Origin of the sequence: Nostoc sp. DedQUE02, from assembly GCF_034531035.1 — a bacterium.
In the GTDB taxonomy this organism is placed as follows: Bacteria; Cyanobacteriota; Cyanobacteriia; order Cyanobacteriales; family Nostocaceae; genus Nostoc.
On record NZ_JAVRBY020000004.1, the window covers coordinates 26,678 to 49,778 of the forward strand.

The following is a 23,101-nucleotide window of genomic DNA, read 5'->3' on the forward strand; positions in this document are numbered from 1 at the left end:
CAATCTCTAACCCTGCATCTGTCGCAGTGCATTAAACGCTTTACCTCGCCAGCCAACTGGTAACAACGATAAACCTAAACCAGTCCAAGCTTTAGCAGTCGAAAAAGACTGTCCCGCTAAAACTAGCTCTCTGCCCTTTTGCGTTTCACCCTTTTCAATTAAACGCAAACCTAATAATAATTGCGTTTCGGTTAAACGATTTTTCCTAACTTTCTCTAATTTTTCAGACTCAAACTTATAACTTTCTAAATACTGAATTTTATCAAACAAATAAGGAATGGCTCGATTAATACCTTGCTGCTCTGCATGAGTGCGATATTCCATCAATAATTCTGGTAAGTAATAGCCCTTTTTTCCAGCCAAAGCTAGACGCACAAATAAATCATTATCCTCACAATTTTGCAGATTTGGCTGCATATATCCTAATTCTTGCAAGGTTTTTCGGCGAAATAATGTCGCCCCAACTTGAAAGCTTTGCTGAATAAATACAACTTCCAACAAATTATTTACAATACCTGCGGGTAAATTCTTCCTACCCCAGCGATGAGAATTTTCTTGAGTTTTTGCCTCATCTCGCACATTGTTAATATCAATTATCCAATGGTTTGTACCAACAAAATCAATGCTAGAGTCTTGAGCAAGAATAGCTGATGTACTTGCGAGAAAATCGGGTGTTAGTCGGTCGTCATCATCAAATTTAATAAAACATTCACCACTGGCAGCATCAAAGCCAGAGCGCATATTATTACTTTTACCAATATTTTGCTGATGACGGATATATTTAATCCGATTGTCTGTGTATTGTGACATCAACTCGGGTGTGCGATCGCGAGAACCATCATCACAAACAATTAGCTCAAAGTCTTGCTCAGACTGATTGAGTACACTGTCAATGGCATAAGGAAGAAGATGAACACGGTTAAAAGTAGGAATGCAAACAGTAATTTTAGCCATACTATATACTAATAACTGGGCAAGAAGGAAGCTATTTTGGTTATAGATGATACTAATATTACGCGCTGTTTGTCTGTATTGGCAAAACCTATGCTGTGGTATGGCTTCTTCCAAAAACTTGTGGTGAGCGAAGTAGAACCATGCTCCGTGTCTTTGAGCATTCGATTAAAACAGATGGCAGTATACCAACAATGAGAGTGTCTTGGATGCTGTCTATAATGCGATAATATTTGGCGTTGCTTAAAGCAGTAGTAGTTGTCTTTCAAGAAATTAACAATAATACATCAAGTAAAAATTTATTTTTGAACTTGCATCAGCCCAGAGTTAATCACTGATAAATAAACAGTATTTTTGATTAAAGGTATAAAAGGAGCGGCAATGTCTGACATTGAAGACAACAAAATAATTGCTCGGCGGTGGATAGAACTCATTAGCGAGCATCGGATTGAAGATATCTGCGAGATGACTGCCCCAACTTGGAGGATGCACGGTAGTTTACCTGGGCTTCCTCTAGGGCCAGATGGGGTACGTAAACTCTTTGGTTCGTTTGGGAAAATTGAGCAGAAATGGACAATTGAAGACGTAATTGCTGAAGGTGATAAAGTTGTGGTACGTGCAACCAACACCTGCGCTCAGGAAAGTTTCTTTGGAATCCCTAGTCATGGTCGAGAGCAGACGTTCACAGCTATATTCATTCATTGGATTGTTGACGGGAAGATAATTGAAACCTGGCGAAATGCTGATGATCTCGGACGAGTTCTTCAACTTGGGGCGCGGATTGAGCCAGGAACCTCTGGGTAATAACTCTACTGACTTGCTGAACAAATGGCGAGTCTTTTCAAAAATTAGCTGTTGAACAATTGTTTTCTAGAAAATAATCTCAGCAAAGCGGCGGTTCCTACACCCCAAGCACCATTAACTAGGAAACCTGTCACTATTCCTACAAGTTTCCAGCCGCCGCCGATGGGCTGACCCTTGAGAGGTGCGACCACAAACCAAGCCACTAGCGTCGGAGCAATTGCACCAAATATTAAGGCTGTTAACCAATAGCTTTTATCATGTCGAAAACGAGGCATAATTACTACCAAAATTACTCCCCAAATCCCTCCCCAGAAAGCATTTGACCAAATTTGCGGTATTCCTAATGGTTGTGTTGGTGCAGTTGAATAGGGGGCGCGAGGTGCGAAATTAACTGTATGTAGCAGCGCCAACATACCTTGGTGAAATAGCAAAACAGACATAAAGCCTGCAATAAATGCTAGGGCAAATCGAGATAAGGCAGATTTTTGAGTCATTGCTTATACAAAAAGGTACTTATTTACAGTTGCTGATATTACTTTAATAATTGACATTCTCCATTCCCTCTAGACCTTGTTTCTTAGAGTTGTCTATGATAATTTGCTAACTAGTATAAAATACAGTAATTTTATCGATTTACCGTATTTTATTGAACATGATCGCTAATATAGCCGAAGGAGTTCAGAGTTAAGAGTATCCACGTACTCTACCAAATCTATGACAAGTGGAAAAGCTAGTCTTGCCAATTGAGAAGTCGATACCTGTGTTGGGGAAAGGTTAAAGGGGAAAGGTTAAAGGGGAAATTTCAGACCTTTACCCTTTACCCCTTAACCTTTTCCCTACTTGTGCAAGAACTGACGTTAAACTTAGTTTCCTGAACTTAGTAGCGAGGATAGCACCCTACAATGAATATACGTATGCAAACTATTCACAACCGTAAAGTCAAAGGTGGAGGCTAAACATTGGCACAATTCCAAGCAGAACCTCTGGCTTTATCAAGCTCTCAAAAAAATTGGGTCTTACTCGGTGTCGGACTTGGGGTATTCATGTCTACCCTGGATGTGGGCATCATTAATGTTGCTTTGCCTACATTAGTGCAAGCCTTTGGCACTAGTTTTCCTACCACCCAATGGGCTGTATTGAGTTACCAATTGGTCAGTTCCGGTTTAGTTTTGGGAGCAACCCGCTTGGGGGATATGTGGGGTAAAAAGTCCTTATACCAAGGGGGACTGGTTCTGTTCACTTTCAGTTCGCTGTTGTGTGGTTTTGCACCTAGTATCGAGTGGTTAATCGGCTTTCGGGCGCTTCAAGGATTAGGTGCTGTGTTCATTTCTGGGCTTGGTTTAGCAATCATCACAGAAGTTTTTCCTTCTTCCGAGCGAGGTCGGGCTGTTGGCATCATCGGTAGTGTAGTGTCACTGGGAATTGCTTTTGGCCCTTCTGCTGGCGGATTACTTTTAAGCTGGTCAGGCTGGCATAGTATATTCTTCATCAATGTACCCTTGGGGATTATCGCTAGTTTCTTGATAGCTCGTGTAGTGCCACCTTCTGCACGCATTGAGGGCAAACAGAAATTTGACTTTTTGGGAGCCATATTGGCTTTATTGACTCTGGGTAGTTTTGGGCTGGGTATGACGCTAGGACAGAGCCAGGGCTTTGGCAGTACTAATGCATTAGTATTATTAGCGATCGCTACCGTAAGTTTCATTACATTTTTGGTAGTTGAAGCGATTCTAAAGCAGCCACTACTAGAGCTAAAGCTGTTTCGCAATCTTCAGTTGAGTATGGGTTTGCTAAGTGGCTGGTTAGCATTCATTGTTATTGGCGGTTCGCTACTGATCGTCCCTTTCTTTCTAGAGAGCGTCAAGCATTATCCGACGGTAAAAGTAGGGCTATTACTAGCCGTATCGCCTGTACTGAGTGGCTTAATTGCCCCACTGGCTGGAATACTTTCAGACCGCTTTGGCGCTCGACTAATCAGTTCAATTGGGCTGGGGTTGATGATTGGCGGCTGTTTGGGGATTAGCACCTTTGATGCTCAAATTACTGAATTAGGCTATGTATCGCGCTATTTTATTTACGGCATTGGTTTAGGTTTATTCCAATCGCCCAACAACAGCACTGTTATGGGATCGGTACCGAGAGAGCGGCTAGGCATTGCTTCTGGGCTGCTGTCTTTATCACGTACATCAGGTAACACCGTAGGAGTTTCTCTAATTGGGGCAATATTTGGAGCCTTAATCGGTAGCATATCTGGCGGTGCAGATGTCTCCGTTGCCCCTCCTGATGCGATCGTTACAGGGTTCCAAGGAACTTTTCGCTTTGCAGCCCTAATACTGTGTGGGGCGGCTGTTGCATCTGTTTTGAGGATCGGTAAGAGGTAGGCAGGGGAGCAGGGGGGCAGGGGAGCAGGGGAAGCAGGGGAGCAGGGAAAGAATAATTAATGCCTAATGCCCAATGCCCAATGCCCAATTATCAATTACTAAGGAGTTAAAGAAATGACAGGTAAATTAGAAGGAAAAGTGGCAATTATCACTGGTGCTTCTGCGGGAATTGGAGAAGCAACTGCGATCGCTTTGGCTTCAGTTGGAGCTACAGTAGTACTCGCTGCTAGGCGTGGCGATCGCATTCAAGCATTAGCAGAACGCATCGAAGCTAGTGGTGGCAAGGCATTGCCTATTGTCACTGATGTGACTGATGAAACTCAGGTAAATAACTTGGTGGCAAAGGCAAATGCAGAATTGGGAAGGGTCGATATCCTTGTGAATAATGCCGGGATTGCCTTACTGGGAACTATTGAAGCTGGAAATAGCTCAGACTGGCGGCGATCGTTTGACCTCAACGTACTAGGACTGCTGTATGCGACTCATGCCGTTTTGCCTCTGTTGAAAGCGCAAAAATCGGGGCATATAGTCAATATCTCCTCAGTGGCAGGCCGGACAGCACGGGCGGGTGTTGGTGTTTACAATGCTACCAAATGGGGTGTTAATGCCCTCTCGGAAGCATTGCGCCAAGAAGTCCACAAAGACAACATCCGCGTCACCATTATTGAACCTGGTTTGGTGGATACGGAAATTGACAACCAAATTACCGATCCCGTTGCCAAACAACGGATCGAAGAACGACGCAAGTCAATTCAACCTCTGCAAAGCGAAGACATTGCGGCTGCGATCGTTTACGCGCTTACGCAACCACCACGCGTTAATGTCAACGAAATCCTCATCCGACCAACGGGACAAGAACATTAAAGCTAAAGGGCAGGCTTAACAGTCATGCCCTTTTTTAGATAAGTAGTGAAAATCTTTAACCAAATTCCAAGTATAGCAAGGGACTGGGGACTGGGGACTGGGGACTGGGTGAAAAACCTTTTTGTATCTAAGTTTTATCGTCTGTTGATGTCCTAACCACCTTGCCTGTTGCTATATTTACTAAATTTTAGAAAGAATCGCTTGGGCAGCAGCTTCATCGGTAATTAGTCCTGTAATTAACTTGCCATGCAGAGCAGCCAAAATCGCCTCCGCTTTTCTCACACCACTCGCCACTCCAATAATCAGTCGATGAGCGGGTTGTTCGAGGGCTACACTGGCAACCCGGTTGTTTGTCCCTTGTTGCAGCAATATTCCACGATCGCTGTAAGCCCAACCTGCAATTTCTCCGACTGCTCCTAGTTCAATCAATTCAGCCACTTCATCGTCATTGATGAAGCCGTCTTGATGTAACGGAGCATTCCAGGCAATGTGACTAATTCCGACAAAGGTTGCTTTGGCTTGCTCGGCGAGAGTTTTGACGGTGAGAAACGATCGCTGAGTCTGCAAGAGTTCTCGTTCTTCAATGCTAGTTGCAACAACGGGAGTCGGCACTGGGTAAGCTTGGGAACCGACGCGATCGGATAAATGCATAACCACTTCGTGACGACCTGCACGCCCAGAATGAGACATATTGCCAATAATTGACACAATCTTATGCTGGGGTTGGTTCATTGAGGGTATCTGCTCCACCATTGTTCGCAATGTGCGACCTGATGACAACGCTAGTATGGTCGGGGTTTTAGCCATCAGGTAAGCCTCTAGGTGGGTGGCAGCACATACACCAATTCCGTATAATGTATCACCACTACCTGCGTCAGTTGGTACTACTTCGCAAAGTGACAGAGCAAAGCGATCGCGTAACGACTCAGCCAGAGCAATGCATTCACTCAAGGGATGATCGAGTCTAAATTTAATCAATTTTTCACTGACCGCCAATGCCACTAAGCGTTGTGCAGCTTGCCGGGACACATTGAGCTTGGCGGCAATTTCTTCTTGCGTATTGCCGGCGATGTAATAGAGCCAAGCAGCATGAGCAGCCAGGTCTAATTTGCGCGCCCTAAGAGGCAAGCCAGCCTTGCTCGCATCGCGCTGCTCTAAAAAAGGTTGTCCCATATACTACCTGCAAAAACTATGTCTCTATCAAAGGTATAATTGCATTATTTATACTATATGCCCAAAGAGATAATCTTTGCTCAATTATTTTTAAATTTCTATTACCCCCCAGTCACCTCCAAGTTAAACCCACTAATGTAGCTTGCCTCTTCACTCATCAAAAACGCTACTCCATTTGCCACCTCTGACAGGCTTCCCAAACGTCGCATTGGTACTGAATTGATCATCTGTTGCTCAACTACCTTGGGATCGGCGTCAAAGTATTGCGATCCTACTGCTGCTTGCAATTCGGTTTGTCGCGTCCACATAAAACCAGGGCCAATCAACGCAGGCGAGAGTGCATTCACCCGAATGCCATAAGGAGCCAAGTCTTTTGCTGCTGTCTGAGTCATTCCAATCACCGCAAACTTGGAAGCAGCATAAGCTAGCATATTTGGCGGCCCAACCACCCCTGCATAACTCGCCATGTTGACGATCGCACCTCCACCTACATCGCGTAATTGCTGTGCAGCCGCCTTGAGAATGTGGAAAACGCCGACAACGTTAATGTCGATCACCTTTTGAAAGTCGTCTTCAGGATATTCGTCAGTCTTGGCAAACGCTCCTTGATAACCTGCGTTGTTAAATACATAGTCAATTCGCCCAAGCTGCTCTACAGCAGCAGTAAAGGCTTTGGCAACATCATCACTAGATGTAACATCACAACGAAACGTGCCGACTGGAACGTTGTACTCTTTTAGTTCCCCAGCGACATCTGTCATCTTCGGTTCATTCAAATCTAGCAAGGCTATTCCTGCGCCATTAGCAGCAAAACGGTGTGCAGTTGCTTTGCCAATATCTCCTGCACCGCCAGTAATTAGGATCGTCTTACCTGCAAACTGATAAGTTGCTTTTGCTGTCATAGATTCAACCTCTTATTGAAGAATTGTTGCAAATGCCCACGATGAAAATCAGATTGGTATGATTTCTATTATTGAGCTTTTGCCCAAAATTAGAGCATAAAATCAAAAATTTATTTTATTCGGTTTTTTACTTTAAAGGAGTTATGCGATGCGTATTCGCCGCTTCGCTAAAGTGCTAGCTGCATTTCTCGCTGGAGTGATGCTGGCGCAATTAGTATATGCTTGCTCACCGCGCTCCCAAGCCGCAGAGAAAACTAAACTAACGATCGCCACTGTAAATAATGGCGACATGGTGGTGATGCAAGGGCTTTCTCGCAAATTTGAAGAAGCTAATCCTGATATTCAACTCCGGTGGGTTGTGCTGGAAGAAAATGTGTTACGCCAACGCACAACTACAGATGTTGCAAGCCAGGGTGGGCAGTTTGATGTCATGACCATCGGTTCCTATGAAACACCAATCTGGGCTAGACGGGATTGGTTAAGACCCTTGGATCTAGGCGCAAACTATGATGTAAACGATCTACTCAAACCTATACGAGAAGGACTTTCCAATAACGGCAAACTATATGCTGTGCCATTCTATGGGGAAAGTTCCATGTTGTACTACCGCAAAGACTTGTTTGAAAAAGCTGGAATTGCGGTTCCTCAACAGCCAACTTATCCCCAGATGAGAGAATGGGCAAGTAAAATCCACGACCCAGCAAATGGGGTTTATGGAGTTTGTTTGCGCGGAAAACCCGGTTGGGGTGAAAATGTCGCATTTGTTTCCACATTGGTTAATACCTATGGTGGACAGTGGTTTGATATGAAGTGGCAACCAACGATCAATACTCCAGCTTGGAAAGAGGCGATCGCCTTTTATATCGATTTGCTCAACAAATATGGGCCGCCAGGAGCCAGTTCCAATGGATTTAATGAGAATTTAGCATTATTCTCAACGGGTAAATGCGGTATGTGGGTAGATGCAACCGTTGCTGCGGGGTTGTTATCCAATCCGAAAGAATCCCAAGTATATAACAAAGTTGGCTTTGCTCGTGCGCCAATTGAAAAATATCCTAACGGCTCAAATTGGCTTTGGGCTTGGGCGCTAGCGGTTCCAAAAACCTCAAAATCACCCGAAGCCGCGCAAAAGTTCGTTGCCTGGGCAACATCAAAGGAATACATTCAACTGGTTGCCAAGGAAAATGGCTGGGTTGCTGTGCCACCAGGAACTCGGACTTCCACTTATGAAAATCCCAACTATCGAAAAGCTGCACCCTTTGCAGAAATCGTGTTAGCAGCAATCCAATCTGCCGATGTTACCCGTCCATCTGCACAACCAACTCCGTATAAAGGAGTTCAATACGTTGATATTCCAGAATTTCAAGCGATCGGTTCTTCAGTCGGGCAAACCTTAGCGGCGGCGTTGACCAATCGAACTTCGGTAGATCAAGCATTGCAGCGATCGCAGAAATCGACTGAACGTTTCATGAAACACACGGGTTATATCGAGTGAAATTGAGCATAGGAATTTTAAAGAGATTTTGCGTAAATGCTGCCATTTTGAATTTTGAATTTTGAATTTTGAATTGTTATTATGTCTTCTTCATTAGCAGTAAAACCTCAACACGAAACGCCACCACCCACCAAGCAACGGACTACGCGGCAAGTATCAACCTTACCTCTGGTTGCGCCTTCAGTCGTTCTCTTATTGCTGTGGATGATTGTGCCTCTGGTGATGACTATATGGTTTTCCTTTCAGCGTTATAACTTGCTGAATCCAGATGCACGTAAATTCATCGGGATTGAAAATTTCACTTTCATCCTTAGTGACTCAGCTTTATGGACATCGATCGCCATCACAATAGTTTTGGTTGTTTCTGTTTTAGCAATCACAATTGGTCTGGGCACATTACTAGCAGTACTATTTGACCAAGACTTTTATGGTCGTGGAGTAGCGCGGGTACTAGCAATCTCCCCATTTTTTGTTATGCCCACAGTTAGCGCCCTCATCTGGAAAAATATGCTGATGCATCCAGTGAATGGGTTTTTTGCTCAAATTACTAGAGGTTTGGGTTTGGGGGCGATCGATTGGTTTGCCAGCGTTCCCTTGCTTGCCATCATTATTATTGTTTCCTGGGAATGGCTGCCCTTTGCTTTGCTGATTTTATTGACTGCAATTCAATCACTCGATCGCGACCAGTTAGAAGCTGCACGGATGGATGGTGCAAATGCGATCGCTCTATTTCGTTTCGTTATGCTACCGCATCTGAGCCGTGCCATTTCGGTGGTAGCCATGATTGAGACAATTTTCTTCCTGACCATCTTTGCCGAAATCTTTGTTACCACAGGCGGCGGGCCGGGACTTGCAACTACTAATCTGGCTTATTACATCTTCTTAAAAGCCTTACTGGAATTCGATGTCGGCGGTGCTTCAGCCGGTGGATTAATTGCCGTCATCCTTGCCAACATCGTGGCAATCTTTTTAATGCGTAGTGTTGCTCGTAATTTGGATACTTAACATGGCACGTAAAACCTCGAAGATTTGGCTATGGACATTACTCGGCTGGCTTGCCGCTTGCATATTGTTTTTTCCAATTTTCTGGATGTTTCTCACCAGTTTCAAAACTGAAGTAGCGGCAGTATCAACTCCCCCTCAGTTGTTTTTCCGCCCGACATTGGAGAATTATATTGCCATCCAAGACCGAGCAAATTATTTCAATTATGCCTTTAACAGCGTAGCGATTTCCTTGGGATCGACTATAGTCGCGCTGCTGCTTGCCGTACCTGCCGCCTACGCAATGGCATTCTTCCCAACCAAACGCACCAAGGGGACTTTACTCTGGATGCTGTCCACCAAAATGCTGCCACCTGTTGGTGTACTAGTGCCAATCTACATTTTGTGCCGCAACGCCGGATTACTAGATAGTCACATCGGTTTGATTATCATTTATACCCTGATTAATTTGCCCATTGTCGTCTGGATGATTTACAGCTTCTTCAAAGAAGTTCCTAAAGAAATTCTCGAAGCCGATCGCATGGATGGAGCAACCACACAGCAAGAACTTGTGCATGTGTTGTTGCCATTGGCAGTACCCGGAATTGCATCCACTGCCTTGCTTTCGATTATTTTGTCATGGAACGAAGCATTTTGGAGCTTGAACTTGACAACGGCAGATGCCGCCCCACTCACAGCCTTTATTGCTTCCTTTTCCAGTCCTCAAGGATTATTTTGGGCAAAACTTTCGGCAGCATCAACATTGGCGATCGCACCCATCCTCATCTTCGGTTGGCTGAGTCAACGGCAATTAGTCCGGGGTCTGACCTTCGGTGCTGTGAAGTAGGAGGCAGGGGGCAGGAGGTATTAAAAGAAATTCTTGTGTTCGTCGTTGCACTTCTACGTCTGTGCGTAAGAAAAAACTTGAACTCATTAATGGAAACATTTTATGTCAACAGTTGCTTTAAGAAATATCCATAAAACCTACGCCGACACAGAGATCATCAAAGGTATCGATCTCGACGTGGGCGATCGCGAATTCGTCGTCTTCGTCGGCCCCTCCGGCTGTGGAAAATCAACCTTACTCCGTATGATTGCTGGACTAGAAGAAATTTCCTCCGGCGATTTACTCATTGATGGACAAAAAGTCAATGATGTGCCACCCGATAAACGTGGTTTAGCAATGGTGTTTCAAACTTATGCCTTATATCCCCACATGACAGTGGCAGAAAATATGGCCTTTAGCCTCCGGCTTGCGGGTATGCAGAAAGCCCAGCGTTATGAAAGGGCGCGTGAAGTCGCCCGTATCCTGCAACTAGAGCCGCTTTTGAACCGGAAGCCCAAAGAACTATCAGGAGGACAACGGCAACGCGTGGCGATCGGTCGTGCTTTGGTGCGTAATCCCAAAGTATTTTTGTTTGATGAGCCATTGTCCAACCTGGATGCTTCATTGCGGGTGCAGATGCGGATTGAGCTTGCCAGTTTACACGACAGCTTGCAAGCCACGATGATTTACGTCACCCACGATCAAGTTGAGGCAATGACCCTTGCCGATAAGATTGTGGTGTTGCAGGGCGGCATTATCGAACAAATGGGTTCTCCCCTGGAACTGTACCATCATCCCCGCAATCTATTCGTTGCTGGATTTATTGGTTCGCCAAAAATGAACTTTATTTCGGTGACAGTTTCAGCCGTCAATGACTCTGGGGCAACAGTTAGACTCCCTGGTGACGCAAGCGTAACGATTCCGGTGAAGCCCAAAACCCTCTCAGTTGGAGATAGAGCAACATTAGGGATTCGTCCCGAACATCTGCGGCTCGATCGCAATAACGCAAGCGTGAATGGTGAAGTATTAGTCGTAGAACGATTGGGTGGAGAAACCTTTCTCTACATCAAAATTGCCGGTGGCGAAACCATAGTTGTGCAAACAGACGGGGATAATCCAGCCAACATGCACGATTACGTTCCGATTTACATTAACGGTGAGCTTTGCCATTTGTTCGATCGCGACGGTGAAGCCATCCCCAAAGTTCATCGTCACCACCTAACCCAGAATGAATCCCATGAACAGCAATATCAGCACAGACTCAGCAATCAAGCTGAATGAAGCATCTCTGTCTCATTTAGGCAATAACGTTCGCGTACCCAATTACGATCGCCATCAAATTACTAACGGTATTGTCCATATCGGTGTAGGCGGGTTTCATCGCGCACATCAGGCATTATACCTGGATAATTACTTCCATCAAAATCCCGATAGTGAATGGGGAATCTGCGGAGTTGGGCTACTAGAATTCGACAAACGGATGCGGGATGCACTGAAATCACAAGATTGTTTGTATACCTTAGTTGAGAGATCCCCAGCAGGCGATCGCGCCCGTGCGATCGGAGCAATTACAAAATATTTGTTTGCCCCAGATAACCGCCAAGCTGTGATTGACACCTTAGCAGACCCCAAATGCCGCATCGTTACCCTCACCATTACCGAAGGCGGCTACTACTATATTGAAGGTAGCGGTGAATTCGATGCCAATCACCCGACAATTCAATACGATTTGCAGCATCCCGACGAGCCAATTGGAGTATATGGCTTTTTGACAGCAGCACTCGATCGCCGCCGTCAACAAGGAATAGCACCGTTCACCGTGTTGTCCTGCGACAATCTGCAAGGTAACGGCAATATTGCCCGCAAAATGTTAACCGCATTTGCCCAAATGCAAAACCCAGAATTGGGGCATTGGGTTGCCCAACAGGTGGCTTTTCCCAACTGCATGGTCGATCGCATTACCCCCGCCACCACCCCAGCAGATATCAAAATGGTGGCGGAACAGTTTAACATCGATGATGCCTTTCCAGTGGTTGCTGAACCGTTTCTTCAGTGGGTAGTCGAAGACAATTTCAGCGCAGGTAGACCTGATTGGGAATCAGTTGGCGTGCAGATGACGAGTGATGTTCATCCCTATGAGATGATGAAAATCCGGCTGCTCAACGCCAGTCACTTGTTAATTGGCTATCTTGGCTCCTTGGCAGGCTACACTTACGTTCATGAAGTTATGGCAGATCCATTAATTCGGCAAGCTGTCGATAATTTGATGGCAGAAGTTACGCCCACACTTCAACCCGTACCTGGAATTGATTTAGACGATTATAAAAAGACCTTAATTGAACGCTTTGCCAATCCTAAGATTCGAGATCAACTCCCGCGTCTTTGCTTGAACAGCTCCGCCAAAATGCCAAAATTTGTTCTCGGCTCAGTCCGTGACGCGCTACATCAAGGAGGGGCCATTGATTACATGAGCCTAACGGTTGCTGCTTGGTTCCGTTACCTCAACGGACAGGATGACCAAGGTAACACCATTCCCATTGATGACCCAATAGCAGGTACTCTGACTCAACTAGCTCATTCCAGTGGCAGCGATGCCAAACCATTGCTCAATTTAACTGAGATTTTTGGCGATTTATCGCAGTCACCGCTTTTTGTTGATGCAGTTACGAACCATTTACGCAGACTTTATGAGTTTGGAGCGAAAGAAACATTAGTTAAATTATTACAGAAAACTTAACCAGAGAGTGAAAGCTGTAACATTTGAAGGCGGAAGTTTAATTTCCGCCTTCTAACCTTGAAAATTTTGAGGGGCAATTAATATCATGTTCGCTTGATTACTTATTAAACACGAAGAACCCCACCCTTAATCCCCTCCCCTTGGAAAGGCTACTGTGTACACACAAAAATTTTAAAGTTGCTACGTAACGCCGGGTGGGTTAATTTTTGCAGGTCGATGCAATTAAGTTGCAGGTCGATGCAATTAAGTTGCAGGTCGATGCAATTAAGTTGCAGGTCGATGCAATTAAGTTGCAAGTCAATGCAATTAAGTTGCAGGTCAAAAGAATTGTGTGTACACCATAGCCTTGCTAAGGAGAGGGGAGACAAAGCGTAGCTTTGGCGGGGTGGGGTGCAATGACTGTAGGAAGCATAACACCAATTCTCCAAGATAAGGCAACAGATGTAAATCATGAAAGTCTTGCGCCCATTGCGAATTGCGAATTGGTATAACTATTATCCGAACTTGATATGACTGACATCGTAATTGGCTTAGACTTGGGTACAGGAGGAGTACGAGCGATCGCAGTTAATCTACAAGGGCAAATTATCGCTCAGTCAACCAGAAGCTATCCCCTGTTAACTCCACAACCCGGTTGGACGGAACAGAACTCATCGGATTGGGTGGAAGCCAGCTTGGATGCTCTCTTCGATGTTACTCAACAGCTAAACGGACATCGGACAATTGCCCTCGGCTTATCTGGACAAATGCATGGTATGGTTGCTCTTGATGCGGATGGCAAAGCGATTAGACCGGCAATTTTATGGAATGATCAGCGCACAGGTAAAGCTGTTGCTGAGATTGAAGCCGCTATTCCCCGACAGGAGTTGATCCAGCGCACTGGAAATCCGGCAATTACAGGGTTTCAACTGCCGAAGCTTTTATGGTTACGGACTGAAGAACCACAAGCATACACTCGGTTATGGCAGATTCTTTTGCCCAAAGATTATCTAGGATATGTGCTAACGGGCGAAGCAGTAACAGAACCGTCTGATGCCTCTGGTGTCGGCTGTCTAAATCTGGCAAATCGACAATGGGATACAAATATTCTCCATGCTCTTAATATTAATCCAGCGTTGTTTCCTCCGGTAATCGAATCTACCGCGATCGCAGGACGACTCAAACCAGAAATAGCCGCCCGTGTGGGATTACCTGTGGGATTACCAGTGGTTGCAGGTGGAGGCGATAATGCCGCAGCCGCCATCGGTTTAGGCATCTCATCAAACAACCTGAGCCGGGGTAGTTTGAGTATTGGCACATCGGGAGTGATCTTTGCACCGTGCGATCACCCAATTCCCGATGCCGAAGGTCGGGTACATTTGTTCTGCCATGTGGATGGTAGCTATCATCTGCTGGGAGTGACGCTAGCAGCAGGTGGTTCTCTGCGTTGGTATCGAGATACATTTGCACCGCATATATCTTACACCGAACTGATGGATATGGCAGAGCGATCGCAGCCTGGGGCGCGTGGTGTGCTATTTCTACCCCACCTCGCAGGAGAACGCAGTCCCCACCTCGATCCAGATACTCGCGGTGCTTTGGTAAATTTATCATTAGCTCATACGCAAGCAGATATAATTCGTGCTGTGCTGGAAGGGGTTGCATTTAGCTTGCGGTCAGCATTGGAGGTAATTAGTGCGATCGCTCCTCTCGATCAACTCTTAGCAACGGGTGGAGGCGCACGTTCTCACATCTGGTTACAAATTTTGGCAGATGTTTTGCAAACCAAACTCATTGCTCCCAAAGCTGAAGAAGGAGCTGCTTACGGAGCAGCTATTTTGGCAATGGTGGGGATTGGTATTTATCCGAATTTAGAAACTGCACTCAAGATTTTACCGCAGGATAATAATGTAGTACAGCCGCAGCCAAATCCTTTGTATGAAGCAGGATTTAAGCGCTACAACCTACTTTACGATACATTGAAAGCTGTTCGTTGAGAATTAAATTATCTTAAAGTTAGAGTAAATTACTGAAGATTTACAGAAAAAATAAGTAAGTTGGTGAGAAAAAACATAACTATGTTAATAAAGATAAACGAAGCTCAAACTCTCTTTCCTCCTGCCTTCTGCCTCCTGCCTCCTGCCTTGCCCTGACGATAAATATTCACGACGACTTACTTAATCTACATTATTATGTCACTCAGTCGTAGCGACCTCGAAGCCGGAAACATACAGACCAGACTATTAGAAGCATCACACTCTGGAATCAAGCTAACTACCCTGAGCGAAGATGAGTTACAGCGATCGCTCGATGAAACACTACAACAGCAGCCACCAAATTCTGATATCTGGATATTTGCCTACGGTTCGCTGATTTGGAATCCCTTGATCGCATACGTAGAGCGCCGTCCTGGGATCGTTTATGGTTGGCATCGGCGTTTCTGTACATGGATGATCCTCGGTCGCGGTACTCCAGAAAATCCCGGATTACTCTTAGGACTCGATCGGGGTGGTAGCTGTCGTGGCGTTATTTATCGGATTGCTGCTGCTGATGTCCCATCCGAATTACTGCTGATTTGGCGACGAGAGATGTTAGCTGGTGTCTACATTGCTCGTTGGGTGAAGGTATTTGACGGTACGCAGGAATTTCCAGCGATCGCTTTTGTTGCTAATCGCCAACATCCCAGATACGCTCATAAGATACCATTAACAACCACTGTTAATAGCATTGCTACCGCTTCGGGAAAATTGGGTTCCTGCGCTGATTATCTGATGAAAACTGTTGAGGGATTAATCAGCGAAGGCATTAAAGATAGACAATTACTTTTGTTACGCGAACAAGTTCTGGCAAAACAACAAGCGCTTTTAGTTAGTGGCGATAGCTCTACTTTATCACCTATTTCCGAGCAACAGCCATGATGTGAGCGCTCATCCCCAGTATGGACGGTTCGGTTTCTAACCAACGAATCGCTTCTAAAAGGCGATCGCGGCGACCGACATCATTCCAGTGTTCCTGAAAGTTTTGTAATAACCACCCTGGCCCTTCAATCGCTAAAATCTTTTCAGAATGTAAACCCGCTTCTTCGACCTCTGCTTTGAGTTCTTCTGGATGATGAAAGAAGGTTTTTGTAAAGTAGCGAGGATGGTTGTTTGGGTTGCGGTGTTGACCATCAATCAAATCCTGTTTAACAATCTCTACAAACTCAGGATCGTCTAAATGTCCGCCAAATAATCCATCTAAGGTTGAAGCAAAGCGAGAAACTCCCGCAGCAAAAGCAAAACCTCCAGTTTTTAAGATCCGATGCGCTTCACGCAAAGCAATAATCCGATCTGTGCGTTCAGTCAGATGATACAAAGGTCCAAGTAAGAGTACAGCATCAACGCTATTATCCGCTCGATTCAGTTGCCGAGCGTCTCCAACAGCCAAACTAGCTAAAGGATATTCCGGTTGAGCTTGAGACAAATGTTGGGCTTGCTCTATGTGCAAAGGAACCGCATCAATGAGATGAACTTCATAGCCTTGTTGAGCAAGCCAAAAAGAATAAACGCCAGCGCCACCGCCAACATCGAAAATCACTGCGGGAGGAGGCGGTAGGTAGCGGCTAATAAGTTCTTGGCTTCGCGCTAATTCCAGCAAACCTGCACCTTTTGATAACCGATCTTGCTCTCGACCACTCGCGTAATGGATTAACGCTTCATCTCCAAGCAGATTGTTTAATTCAGATAAATCAGACATCATGAATCTCAACTTCAATCAAATCATTATCTTTAAGGTTATATAGCTCCCGTAGTTTCACATCGCAAGCTATCTCAATAATTGTTTTTGGATGATCTCCATTTTCAGTATTGTTTTTGTCAGTTCTTAAGATAAAAGCATCTCTGCCAAATATTTTACAGGGAACAATACTCACAGAAACAGTCCCTCTATACTCTTCCTTTTCCAGACGCACAACATTTTTCGGGAGATGATAAGGTCGATCTAATTGAATATTTAAAGTTCCAGGAAAGAATTTCATTCCGGTTTTTCTCAAGTAATATTCCTGGAGTTTATCAATCCAGTAAGAAAAGTTTCCGAAACCACTGACAACTTTACCTTGGAATATTTTCATCTATTTTTATTTGGATAAATTAGGCTAGTATTTATATTTATTGAACATATTAGGCAGTAGCGATCGCTAAATCTATTTTCTCTGAAGTAGCTTTACTAGCGACTCGTACAGAAACAACTTATACCAATTCAAAATTCAAAATTCAAAATTCAAAATTAAGAAAGCCAGACACAACAAAGGTATGTCCGTACGTATCTGTCGCATTCTTTTTTCAAAGTGGTATTACTTTTTAGCTTTTACGAAATACTTAATATTCCCCCTGCTCCCTACCCCCTGCTCCCCTGCTCCCCTGCTCCCCTGCTCCCTATTTGTATCAACTTTCAAGGGGAGTAGTACTGATACCGCGCACAAAAATATCTACACAGGTTTCGATATAGTCCTCACAGCTATAGTTGCCTTCATTGAATTTTGCACTGCGGCATAGCATTCCAGCTAACAGCATTCCTGTGAACATATCGACAGCCGGAAATGGATCGAGGTCTGCTCTGACAGTGCCTCGTTTCTGACTCGATTGCAGGTAAGCTACTAGTTTTTCCCCTAAGGGCTTGGCAGCTTCTTGAATCACTTGTTTAGCTGCCTCTGGATGACGTTTGGCTTCTCCAATGAAGGTACGAATTAAGTCCTCCTGTGTCTCTAGCATAGTATTGTAGAGATGAGCATACTGTTTTAAATCAATTTTTAAATCCTGTGTCCACGCTTCGGGGTATGCAAGGGCTTCTGTCTGGAGTGCCAAGGCATTCTTCATTACTGCTAAGAGAAGTTGTTCTTTGCTAGCAAAGTGGCGAAATAAAGTCACCTCATTCACACCAGCAACACGAGCTATTTCACGGGTAGTTGCTCCTTGAACACCTAAACTGGCAAATACCTGCAAGGCGGCTTCTATCAAACGTGTACGGGTGAGATTTGATGAACGGGTGGTTTTATGCATTTATACTGGCAAGTACTTACTTTCATCATAGATTATGTAGAAAAAGTGGTGATAATTTAGGAAAAATAGTGTTGATGCCAACATTTTTAAAATTATTGAAAATATTTACCTTCTCAAATTGATTTGGTTGCGGTAACTAATGTTTTACTCATTTTAGTAACTGGAACAACTATCCCACTTCTTAAATAATGAGGTGCTTTTTGAATGGCAGTAAATCCTAGTCGTAAATAAAACCCTTCAGCATAAAGGCTAGCGGTTGTAATTACCTTATCTATACCTTGCTCAGTTGCTTCATCGCAAAAATGTTGAACTAAAGCACGTCCAATACCTTTACCTTGATATTTAGGGTGAACATACAACCCGATGAGTTCATCAACAATGAAACTAGCAAAACCAACAACAACATCTTTCTCGATCGCAACCCAGAAAGATTCGGTTTTCATACTCTTCAAGATATTTGAACCATCAGGTTTATCGCGGTAATTGCGCCAAGCTAAAAGTTCTTTTTGAGTGTAGAAAGTTGCAGGTAGAGCTTTGATAGCAGCAATATGAATTGCACTCAGCACCCACGCATCTGTTTCTTGGGCAGGTCGAAGAGATATTTCGTTGGCGGTCATAGGTTCAGGGCTGGCATTGGAGGTAGGGGGTAGGGAGCAGAGGAGCAGGGGAGCAGGGGGCAGGAGGGCAGGGGGAAAGCAGTATGAATGAAAACTTTAGTTCTGGGCCATTTGTCCAGTTTAAAAAGAAGAATTGTTCTATTTATACCCTTGTTCGCGAAAATCTCGATCCAATTGCTCCCCCAACTTGCCCAGTAGTATAACTCCTGAAATATAATCTACGGTAATTATATCGGTAAATAGTATAATAAGCTTTAATCAACACTAATTCTATCGGTAAACCGTATATTATGGATAAAGCAATAAAATAACCAACTTCAAAAGACAAATTTTGAAGTAATCAAGCAATATCTTGTGATATTTGGCTACTTTTGTTGTGTTTATTTTGAATATCTGCTTAAAGCTTGCTCCCTTGCAGTATTTAGCAAGCTGGCAGATATTAGAAAGTTAAAAGGAGTGAATGTGATCAACGCTATACAAATTAACGAAAACTTGACAACAACAGGACAAGTCATACCGAAACAGCTTGAACAAGCTATTCAAGAGGGTTTTAAGTCTGTTCTCAATTTGCGATCGCCTGATGAACTAGGATTTTCCAAAGATGAGCAAAAAGTAGCAGAAGCATTGGGGCTGTATTATCAAAATGTTCCACTCAAGGTGGATCTGAAAAATTTGAATGAAGAGGTGATTACCAAAATCCTCACGACACTCGAACAAATCCCAAAACCAGCAGTTGTGCATTGTGCTGCCGGGATGCGATCGACTGGAATTGCACTGTTGAGTATCGCTATCCAGGAAGGATTAACGCCAGAGGAAACCTTAGCAAAAGCAAGGAATCTCGGCTTTGGATTCTTTGAACACGCTGGTGTTAGTCCCCGATTGAAGCAATTATTTGTGGACTATGTTAACAAACACGCAAAAATAGCTATACCTGCTAGCTGTTCTTAAGTATTAGTAATTTCTAATTGTTATGTCCTAATAGACTAGAAGGCTGCTATACAAATCATTGAAGAAGAATTCAGAATTAAGATGCTCTCTACGTTCGTGCTGCGCGTAGCGAGTCGCACAGAATTCAATTCTGTTAGCGGTAACGAGGCGTTTAGCCCATTCTGGCTCACCTCGACTGCGCCCTTCTCTACGAAAGGCTACTTCGGCTTACCTCGACTTCTCTACGAGACGCTACGCGAACGCTCGGCACAAGTCGCTCAGTACAAGTGCGCCAACGGCTACGCTACCTTGACTTCGCTCGGCACAAGTCAGGACAGGCTCGGCGACCACCTGACTCTTGAATTCTTTCTTCTTAAAAATTAAAAACTGCTCTTGCTGAAATTAGACAAGAGCAGTTTTTAATAGCAAAGCCCAACATAAAAATTTAGACATCTTCAAGTTCAAATTGAGCCACCGTAACAGCATTAAAAGCGAAAGCTAAAACTAATGGCATTGGCGACTGAAACCAAAAGGTAAAAAGAACAGCTAAGATTGTGCCAGTTACTGCGGACATTGACCACAATCGTTCTTCAAGAGTCAGTCCTTTTTCGGCTTTAATCAATCTGAGAACATGAACTGGAATTGGTTCTGGCATTACCCCACCCGGAGGGAAAGCCCAGAAGTTGTTACGTCGCTCAACAAATAAATCTGTCCAGCCATTTTCTTGGCACCATGCTTCAATCCATTGAAGTGAGTAATGATTCATCATCGGGTTTGGGAGTTCGGTTTGTAGAAGTTGTGTACTTGGTGAATGTAAACTCTTGGAGATTCCTGAAAAACTAACTAATCGCTATAAAATTAACGCTAATTATCGAGCTTTAAGCTTTGTTAAGCAATTGAGAAGCATATAATTACGCTCAAACCTTGCTTTCATTAATTAAAAGACTAACAGTTCATGGGGGCTGTTGAATTTAAAAGACAACAAACTTTACTTGAATAATAGAAAGTCAAGGATTGTAAATAAGTCCATGAGTATTACTGCTTAATAAAATTCTTTAATATTTGAAATTCAAATCGAAGAATGAAGAATTGTAAATAAATTTATAAACGTAGGCTCAGTTAAAGGGGAAATAGAATTGCGTGTAAGGTCAAAAGATAAATTTTTAATTAATTTTATTTCTCAAGGAAGATGATTTAAATTTCTATACCTCTCTAAGGGTAAATAGAATCAAAGTGAAGCTAGGAGTAAAATATCTAAAGAAATAAGAACCCACTTGATTTAAATCAAATATATGTTGAGTATACTTTGGGGTATTGTTGTTGTATTGATTGCTTTTTGGGCATTAGGACTGGCATTTCATATTGCCGGAAGTTTAATTCATGCAGTGTTGCTGTTAGCGATCGCCCTGGCTATCTATAATTTTTTCAAAGCGCGTGATGTGTAAATATAGTGGTTCCCGATCTAGTAAGGTAAGTTTTCAAAGTTACTAACTAAGTAACCTTGTTTCAAAAGATTTCAGTGTACCTAAGCTGCTTAGGAAACGCTATATTGCCGCTCTCTAGCTACTAAGGGTGAGAAGCTATGTCTACCACAGGCTATGCATCCGCCCTTTTTGCGTTACAAAATATTAAGCTAGGGAAATACACGTTTCCCAAGTCCAGTAGCAAGGCTGGGAATCTCAATTAAGATGATCCAATCTTGCTAATATTCAAATGCGGTAATTAAATGCAGCGATTAGACACCAAATTAACTCTCGATATGTTATGGCGGCAAGGGTTGGCCTTCCTTTTTGGAATTATTATCTGGTGCGTGGCTGATCCCGCACAGGCAGTAGACTGGACTCATCCTCTTTCATTTAGCAATGCAGAGCTATCAAGACGTGATTTTTCTGGTGAAAGTTTGCAAGCTGCGGAGTTTTCTAACGCCAATATGGAATTGGCTAACTTTACAAATGCTGACTTACGGGGAGCAGTCATGAGCGCTTCGGTGATGACAAAAGCAAATCTCCACGGAGCGGATTTAACGAATGCAATGGTCGATCAGGTAAACTTGACTAAGGCCGATTTGAGCGATGCAGTTTTCAAAGAAGCTCTTTTGCTCCGCGCCATATTTAATGATGTAAATATAGACGGTGCAGATTTTACAGATGCAATTTTGGATAGAGCGCAAATCAAAGAACTGTGCGAAAAAGCCAGTGGTGTAAATTCCAAAACAGGCGTGCAAACTCGTGATTCTCTAGGATGTCAATGAAGCGTGTTGGTGTAATTGGTGGCGGACAACTAGCCTGGATGATGGCGGATGCAGCACAGAAGCTAGGAGTAGAATTAATAGTACAAACTCCAAGCGTTCACGACCCGGCCGTGTCAATCGCTCAGGAAACTGTTTTTGCGCCAGTTGATGATGCAAGTGCTACGGAAATATTAGCTCAAAAATGCGATATCATCACCTTTGAAAACGAATTTGTTAATCTGCAAGCTTTATCTGGTTTAGCACAGCAAGGCGTTTGTTTTCGTCCAAAGTTAGAAGCTTTAGCTCCTCTTTTAGATAAATATCATCAGCGTTGCTATTTACGCGACTTGGGCTTACCAGTTCCTCAATTTTTCGCTCTTGACGAGGTAGAAAATCTCAAATCAAAAATAGAATATCTAGGTTTTCCAGTAGTTTTGAAATCCCGCCGTCATGGTTATGATGGTCAAGGTACTTTCATAATTCATGATTTTGCTACTTTAGAGCAAAAGTTAAGTGATGAAACCACAACACAAACTTTAAATCAATCACTATTCTTGTTAGAAGAATTTGTTCCTTTTGAAAGAGAACTAGCAATAATTGCAGCTCGTTCTGTGGAGGGGGAAATTGTCACTTATCCAGTAGTGGAAACCCAACAAGAACAACAAGTGTGTCGGCGGGTGATTGCGCCAGCAGAGATTACGTCTAATCAAGTAGCAGAAATCCAAGCGATCGCACATACTCTATTAAATAGCTTAGAAGTAGTGGGAATTTTTGGAATTGAGCTATTTCTCAAGGCTGATGGCAAAGTATTGGTAAATGAAATTGCACCGCGTACCCACAATTCTGGGCATTTTTCTCTTGACGCTTGCGAAACTTCTCAGTTTGAGCAGCATCTTCGAGCCGTTTGTGGTTTACCTTTGGGAAATCCGGCTTTGCAGTGCGCTGGTGCTGTGATGGTGAACCTGCTGGGGTATGAAAATTCTCACAGCGACTACCAAAGCCAGCGTCAACAAATAGCAGAAATTCCCCAGGCGCACGTTCACTGGTACGGGAAAACAGAATCACGTCCTGGGCGAAAGTTGGGACACGTTACCGTTTTGCTGGATAATCAAAATCGAGAATCGGCAGGTGCATACGCCAATAACATCGCCCACACCATAGAATCTATCTGGTATCCCAGGTAAATAGATCGGAAAGT

24 protein-coding genes are annotated in these 23,101 nt (G+C 43.8%); 15 read left to right on the top strand and 9 right to left on the bottom strand.

The annotated features are described in order from the left end of the window. Nucleotides 1-6: 6 nt before the first annotated feature. Entirely contained in the window at nt 7-954 is a 948-nt protein-coding gene (locus RMX98_RS05530; protein ID WP_322678882.1) for a glycosyltransferase family 2 protein, read from the bottom strand. Between the two features lie 36 nt (nt 955-990). Here RMX98_RS05530 and RMX98_RS05535 point away from each other — a divergent pair, with 36 nt between their 5' ends. Then, the gene (locus RMX98_RS05535) at nt 991-1,149 is read left to right on the top strand and encodes a hypothetical protein (protein WP_322678881.1); all 159 of its coding nucleotides are present in this window, start codon (nt 991-993) and stop codon (nt 1,147-1,149) included. 183 nt (nt 1,150-1,332) lie between these two features. Next, entirely contained in the window at nt 1,333-1,755 is a 423-nt protein-coding gene (locus RMX98_RS05540; protein WP_322678880.1) for an ester cyclase, read from the top strand. Between the two features lie 44 nt (nt 1,756-1,799). Here the strand turns inward: RMX98_RS05540 and RMX98_RS05545 are convergent, their stop codons facing one another. Further along, nucleotides 1,800-2,249: a hypothetical protein gene (locus RMX98_RS05545; protein WP_322678879.1), complete on the bottom strand. Its 450-nt coding sequence runs from the start codon at nt 2,247-2,249 to the stop codon at nt 1,800-1,802. 465 nt (nt 2,250-2,714) lie between these two features. Between RMX98_RS05545 and RMX98_RS05550 the strand changes: the two genes are divergently transcribed. Further along, nucleotides 2,715-4,136, top strand: coding sequence for a DHA2 family efflux MFS transporter permease subunit (locus RMX98_RS05550; protein WP_322678878.1), 1,422 nt, complete (start codon nt 2,715-2,717; stop codon nt 4,134-4,136). A 114-nt stretch (nt 4,137-4,250) separates the two neighbouring features. Continuing rightward, complete coding sequence (locus RMX98_RS05555) at nt 4,251-5,000, top strand: SDR family NAD(P)-dependent oxidoreductase (RefSeq protein ID WP_322678877.1); 750 nt, start codon at nt 4,251-4,253, stop codon at nt 4,998-5,000. A gap of 180 nt (nt 5,001-5,180) precedes the next feature. On the opposite strand, the gene RMX98_RS05560 is transcribed toward RMX98_RS05555, so the two are convergent. Both RMX98_RS05560 and RMX98_RS05565 read right to left on the bottom strand, forming a co-directional pair. Beyond that, nucleotides 5,181-6,173 carry a sugar-binding transcriptional regulator gene (locus RMX98_RS05560; protein ID WP_322678876.1) on the bottom strand — a complete coding sequence of 331 codons (993 nt, stop codon included), beginning with the start codon at nt 6,171-6,173 and terminating at the stop codon, nt 5,181-5,183. A 101-nt stretch (nt 6,174-6,274) separates the two neighbouring features. Next, a complete protein-coding gene (locus tag RMX98_RS05565; RefSeq protein WP_322678875.1) occupies nt 6,275-7,075 on the bottom strand; it encodes an SDR family NAD(P)-dependent oxidoreductase in 801 nt (266 codons plus the stop codon). 148 nt (nt 7,076-7,223) lie between these two features. On the opposite strand from RMX98_RS05565, the gene RMX98_RS05570 reads away from it, so the two are divergent. The 7 genes from RMX98_RS05570 (at nt 7,224) to RMX98_RS05600 (ending at nt 16,011) form a co-directional block, all read left to right on the top strand. Then, entirely contained in the window at nt 7,224-8,570 is a 1,347-nt protein-coding gene (locus RMX98_RS05570) for a sugar ABC transporter substrate-binding protein (RefSeq protein ID WP_322678874.1), read from the top strand. 81 nt (nt 8,571-8,651) lie between these two features. After that, the gene (locus RMX98_RS05575; RefSeq protein WP_322678873.1) at nt 8,652-9,575 is read left to right on the top strand and encodes a sugar ABC transporter permease; all 924 of its coding nucleotides are present in this window, start codon (nt 8,652-8,654) and stop codon (nt 9,573-9,575) included. 1 nt (nt 9,576) lies between these two features. Beyond that, nucleotides 9,577-10,398, top strand: a complete 822-nt coding sequence (locus RMX98_RS05580; protein WP_322678872.1) for a carbohydrate ABC transporter permease — start codon at nt 9,577-9,579, stop codon at nt 10,396-10,398. Between the two features lie 102 nt (nt 10,399-10,500). Then, nucleotides 10,501-11,658: a sn-glycerol-3-phosphate ABC transporter ATP-binding protein UgpC gene (locus RMX98_RS05585; RefSeq protein ID WP_322678871.1), complete on the top strand. Its 1,158-nt coding sequence runs from the start codon at nt 10,501-10,503 to the stop codon at nt 11,656-11,658. Beyond that, entirely contained in the window at nt 11,615-13,114 is a 1,500-nt protein-coding gene (locus tag RMX98_RS05590) for a mannitol dehydrogenase family protein (protein ID WP_322678870.1), read from the top strand. The genes RMX98_RS05585 and RMX98_RS05590 overlap by 44 nt, the downstream gene beginning before the upstream one ends. 509 nt (nt 13,115-13,623) lie before the next feature. Then, nucleotides 13,624-15,090, top strand: a complete 1,467-nt coding sequence (xylB, locus tag RMX98_RS05595; protein ID WP_322678868.1) for a xylulokinase — start codon at nt 13,624-13,626, stop codon at nt 15,088-15,090. 195 nt (nt 15,091-15,285) lie between these two features. Continuing rightward, nucleotides 15,286-16,011 (top strand): gamma-glutamylcyclotransferase, encoded by a 726-nt coding sequence (locus RMX98_RS05600; RefSeq protein WP_322678867.1) that lies wholly within the window; start codon nt 15,286-15,288, stop codon nt 16,009-16,011. Here RMX98_RS05600 and RMX98_RS05605 read toward each other — a convergent pair. From RMX98_RS05605 to RMX98_RS05620, 4 genes are all read right to left on the bottom strand, one after another. Further along, the gene (locus RMX98_RS05605) at nt 15,989-16,831 is read right to left on the bottom strand and encodes a class I SAM-dependent methyltransferase (protein WP_322678866.1); all 843 of its coding nucleotides are present in this window, start codon (nt 16,829-16,831) and stop codon (nt 15,989-15,991) included. The genes RMX98_RS05600 and RMX98_RS05605 overlap by 23 nt on opposite strands. Further along, nucleotides 16,821-17,201: a DUF120 domain-containing protein gene (locus RMX98_RS05610; protein ID WP_322678865.1), complete on the bottom strand. Its 381-nt coding sequence runs from the start codon at nt 17,199-17,201 to the stop codon at nt 16,821-16,823. Before RMX98_RS05610 ends, RMX98_RS05605 begins: the two co-directional genes overlap by 11 nt. A gap of 313 nt (nt 17,202-17,514) precedes the next feature. After that, on the bottom strand, nt 17,515-18,129 hold the full coding sequence (locus tag RMX98_RS05615) for a TetR/AcrR family transcriptional regulator (RefSeq protein ID WP_322678864.1): 615 nt from the start codon (nt 18,127-18,129) through the stop codon (nt 17,515-17,517). Between the two features lie 113 nt (nt 18,130-18,242). Then, complete coding sequence (locus RMX98_RS05620) at nt 18,243-18,746, bottom strand: GNAT family N-acetyltransferase (protein WP_322678863.1); 504 nt, start codon at nt 18,744-18,746, stop codon at nt 18,243-18,245. A 462-nt stretch (nt 18,747-19,208) separates the two neighbouring features. On the opposite strand from RMX98_RS05620, the gene RMX98_RS05625 reads away from it, so the two are divergent. Beyond that, nucleotides 19,209-19,694 carry a beta-lactamase hydrolase domain-containing protein gene (locus RMX98_RS05625; RefSeq protein ID WP_322678862.1) on the top strand — a complete coding sequence of 162 codons (486 nt, stop codon included), beginning with the start codon at nt 19,209-19,211 and terminating at the stop codon, nt 19,692-19,694. 424 nt (nt 19,695-20,118) lie between these two features. On the opposite strand, the gene RMX98_RS05630 is transcribed toward RMX98_RS05625, so the two are convergent. Continuing rightward, entirely contained in the window at nt 20,119-20,442 is a 324-nt protein-coding gene (locus tag RMX98_RS05630; RefSeq protein WP_322678861.1) for a hypothetical protein, read from the bottom strand. Between the two features lie 523 nt (nt 20,443-20,965). Here RMX98_RS05630 and RMX98_RS05635 point away from each other — a divergent pair. From RMX98_RS05635 to RMX98_RS05645, 3 genes are all read left to right on the top strand, one after another. Further along, nucleotides 20,966-21,118 carry a lmo0937 family membrane protein gene (locus RMX98_RS05635; RefSeq protein WP_322678860.1) on the top strand — a complete coding sequence of 51 codons (153 nt, stop codon included), beginning with the start codon at nt 20,966-20,968 and terminating at the stop codon, nt 21,116-21,118. Nucleotides 21,119-21,432: 314 nt separating this feature from the next. Next, on the top strand, nt 21,433-21,924 hold the full coding sequence (locus tag RMX98_RS05640; RefSeq protein ID WP_322678902.1) for a pentapeptide repeat-containing protein: 492 nt from the start codon (nt 21,433-21,435) through the stop codon (nt 21,922-21,924). Then, nucleotides 21,921-23,087, top strand: a complete 1,167-nt coding sequence (locus RMX98_RS05645; RefSeq protein ID WP_322678901.1) for a 5-(carboxyamino)imidazole ribonucleotide synthase — start codon at nt 21,921-21,923, stop codon at nt 23,085-23,087. Before RMX98_RS05640 ends, RMX98_RS05645 begins: the two co-directional genes overlap by 4 nt. The last annotated feature ends 14 nt before the right edge of the window (nt 23,088-23,101 follow it).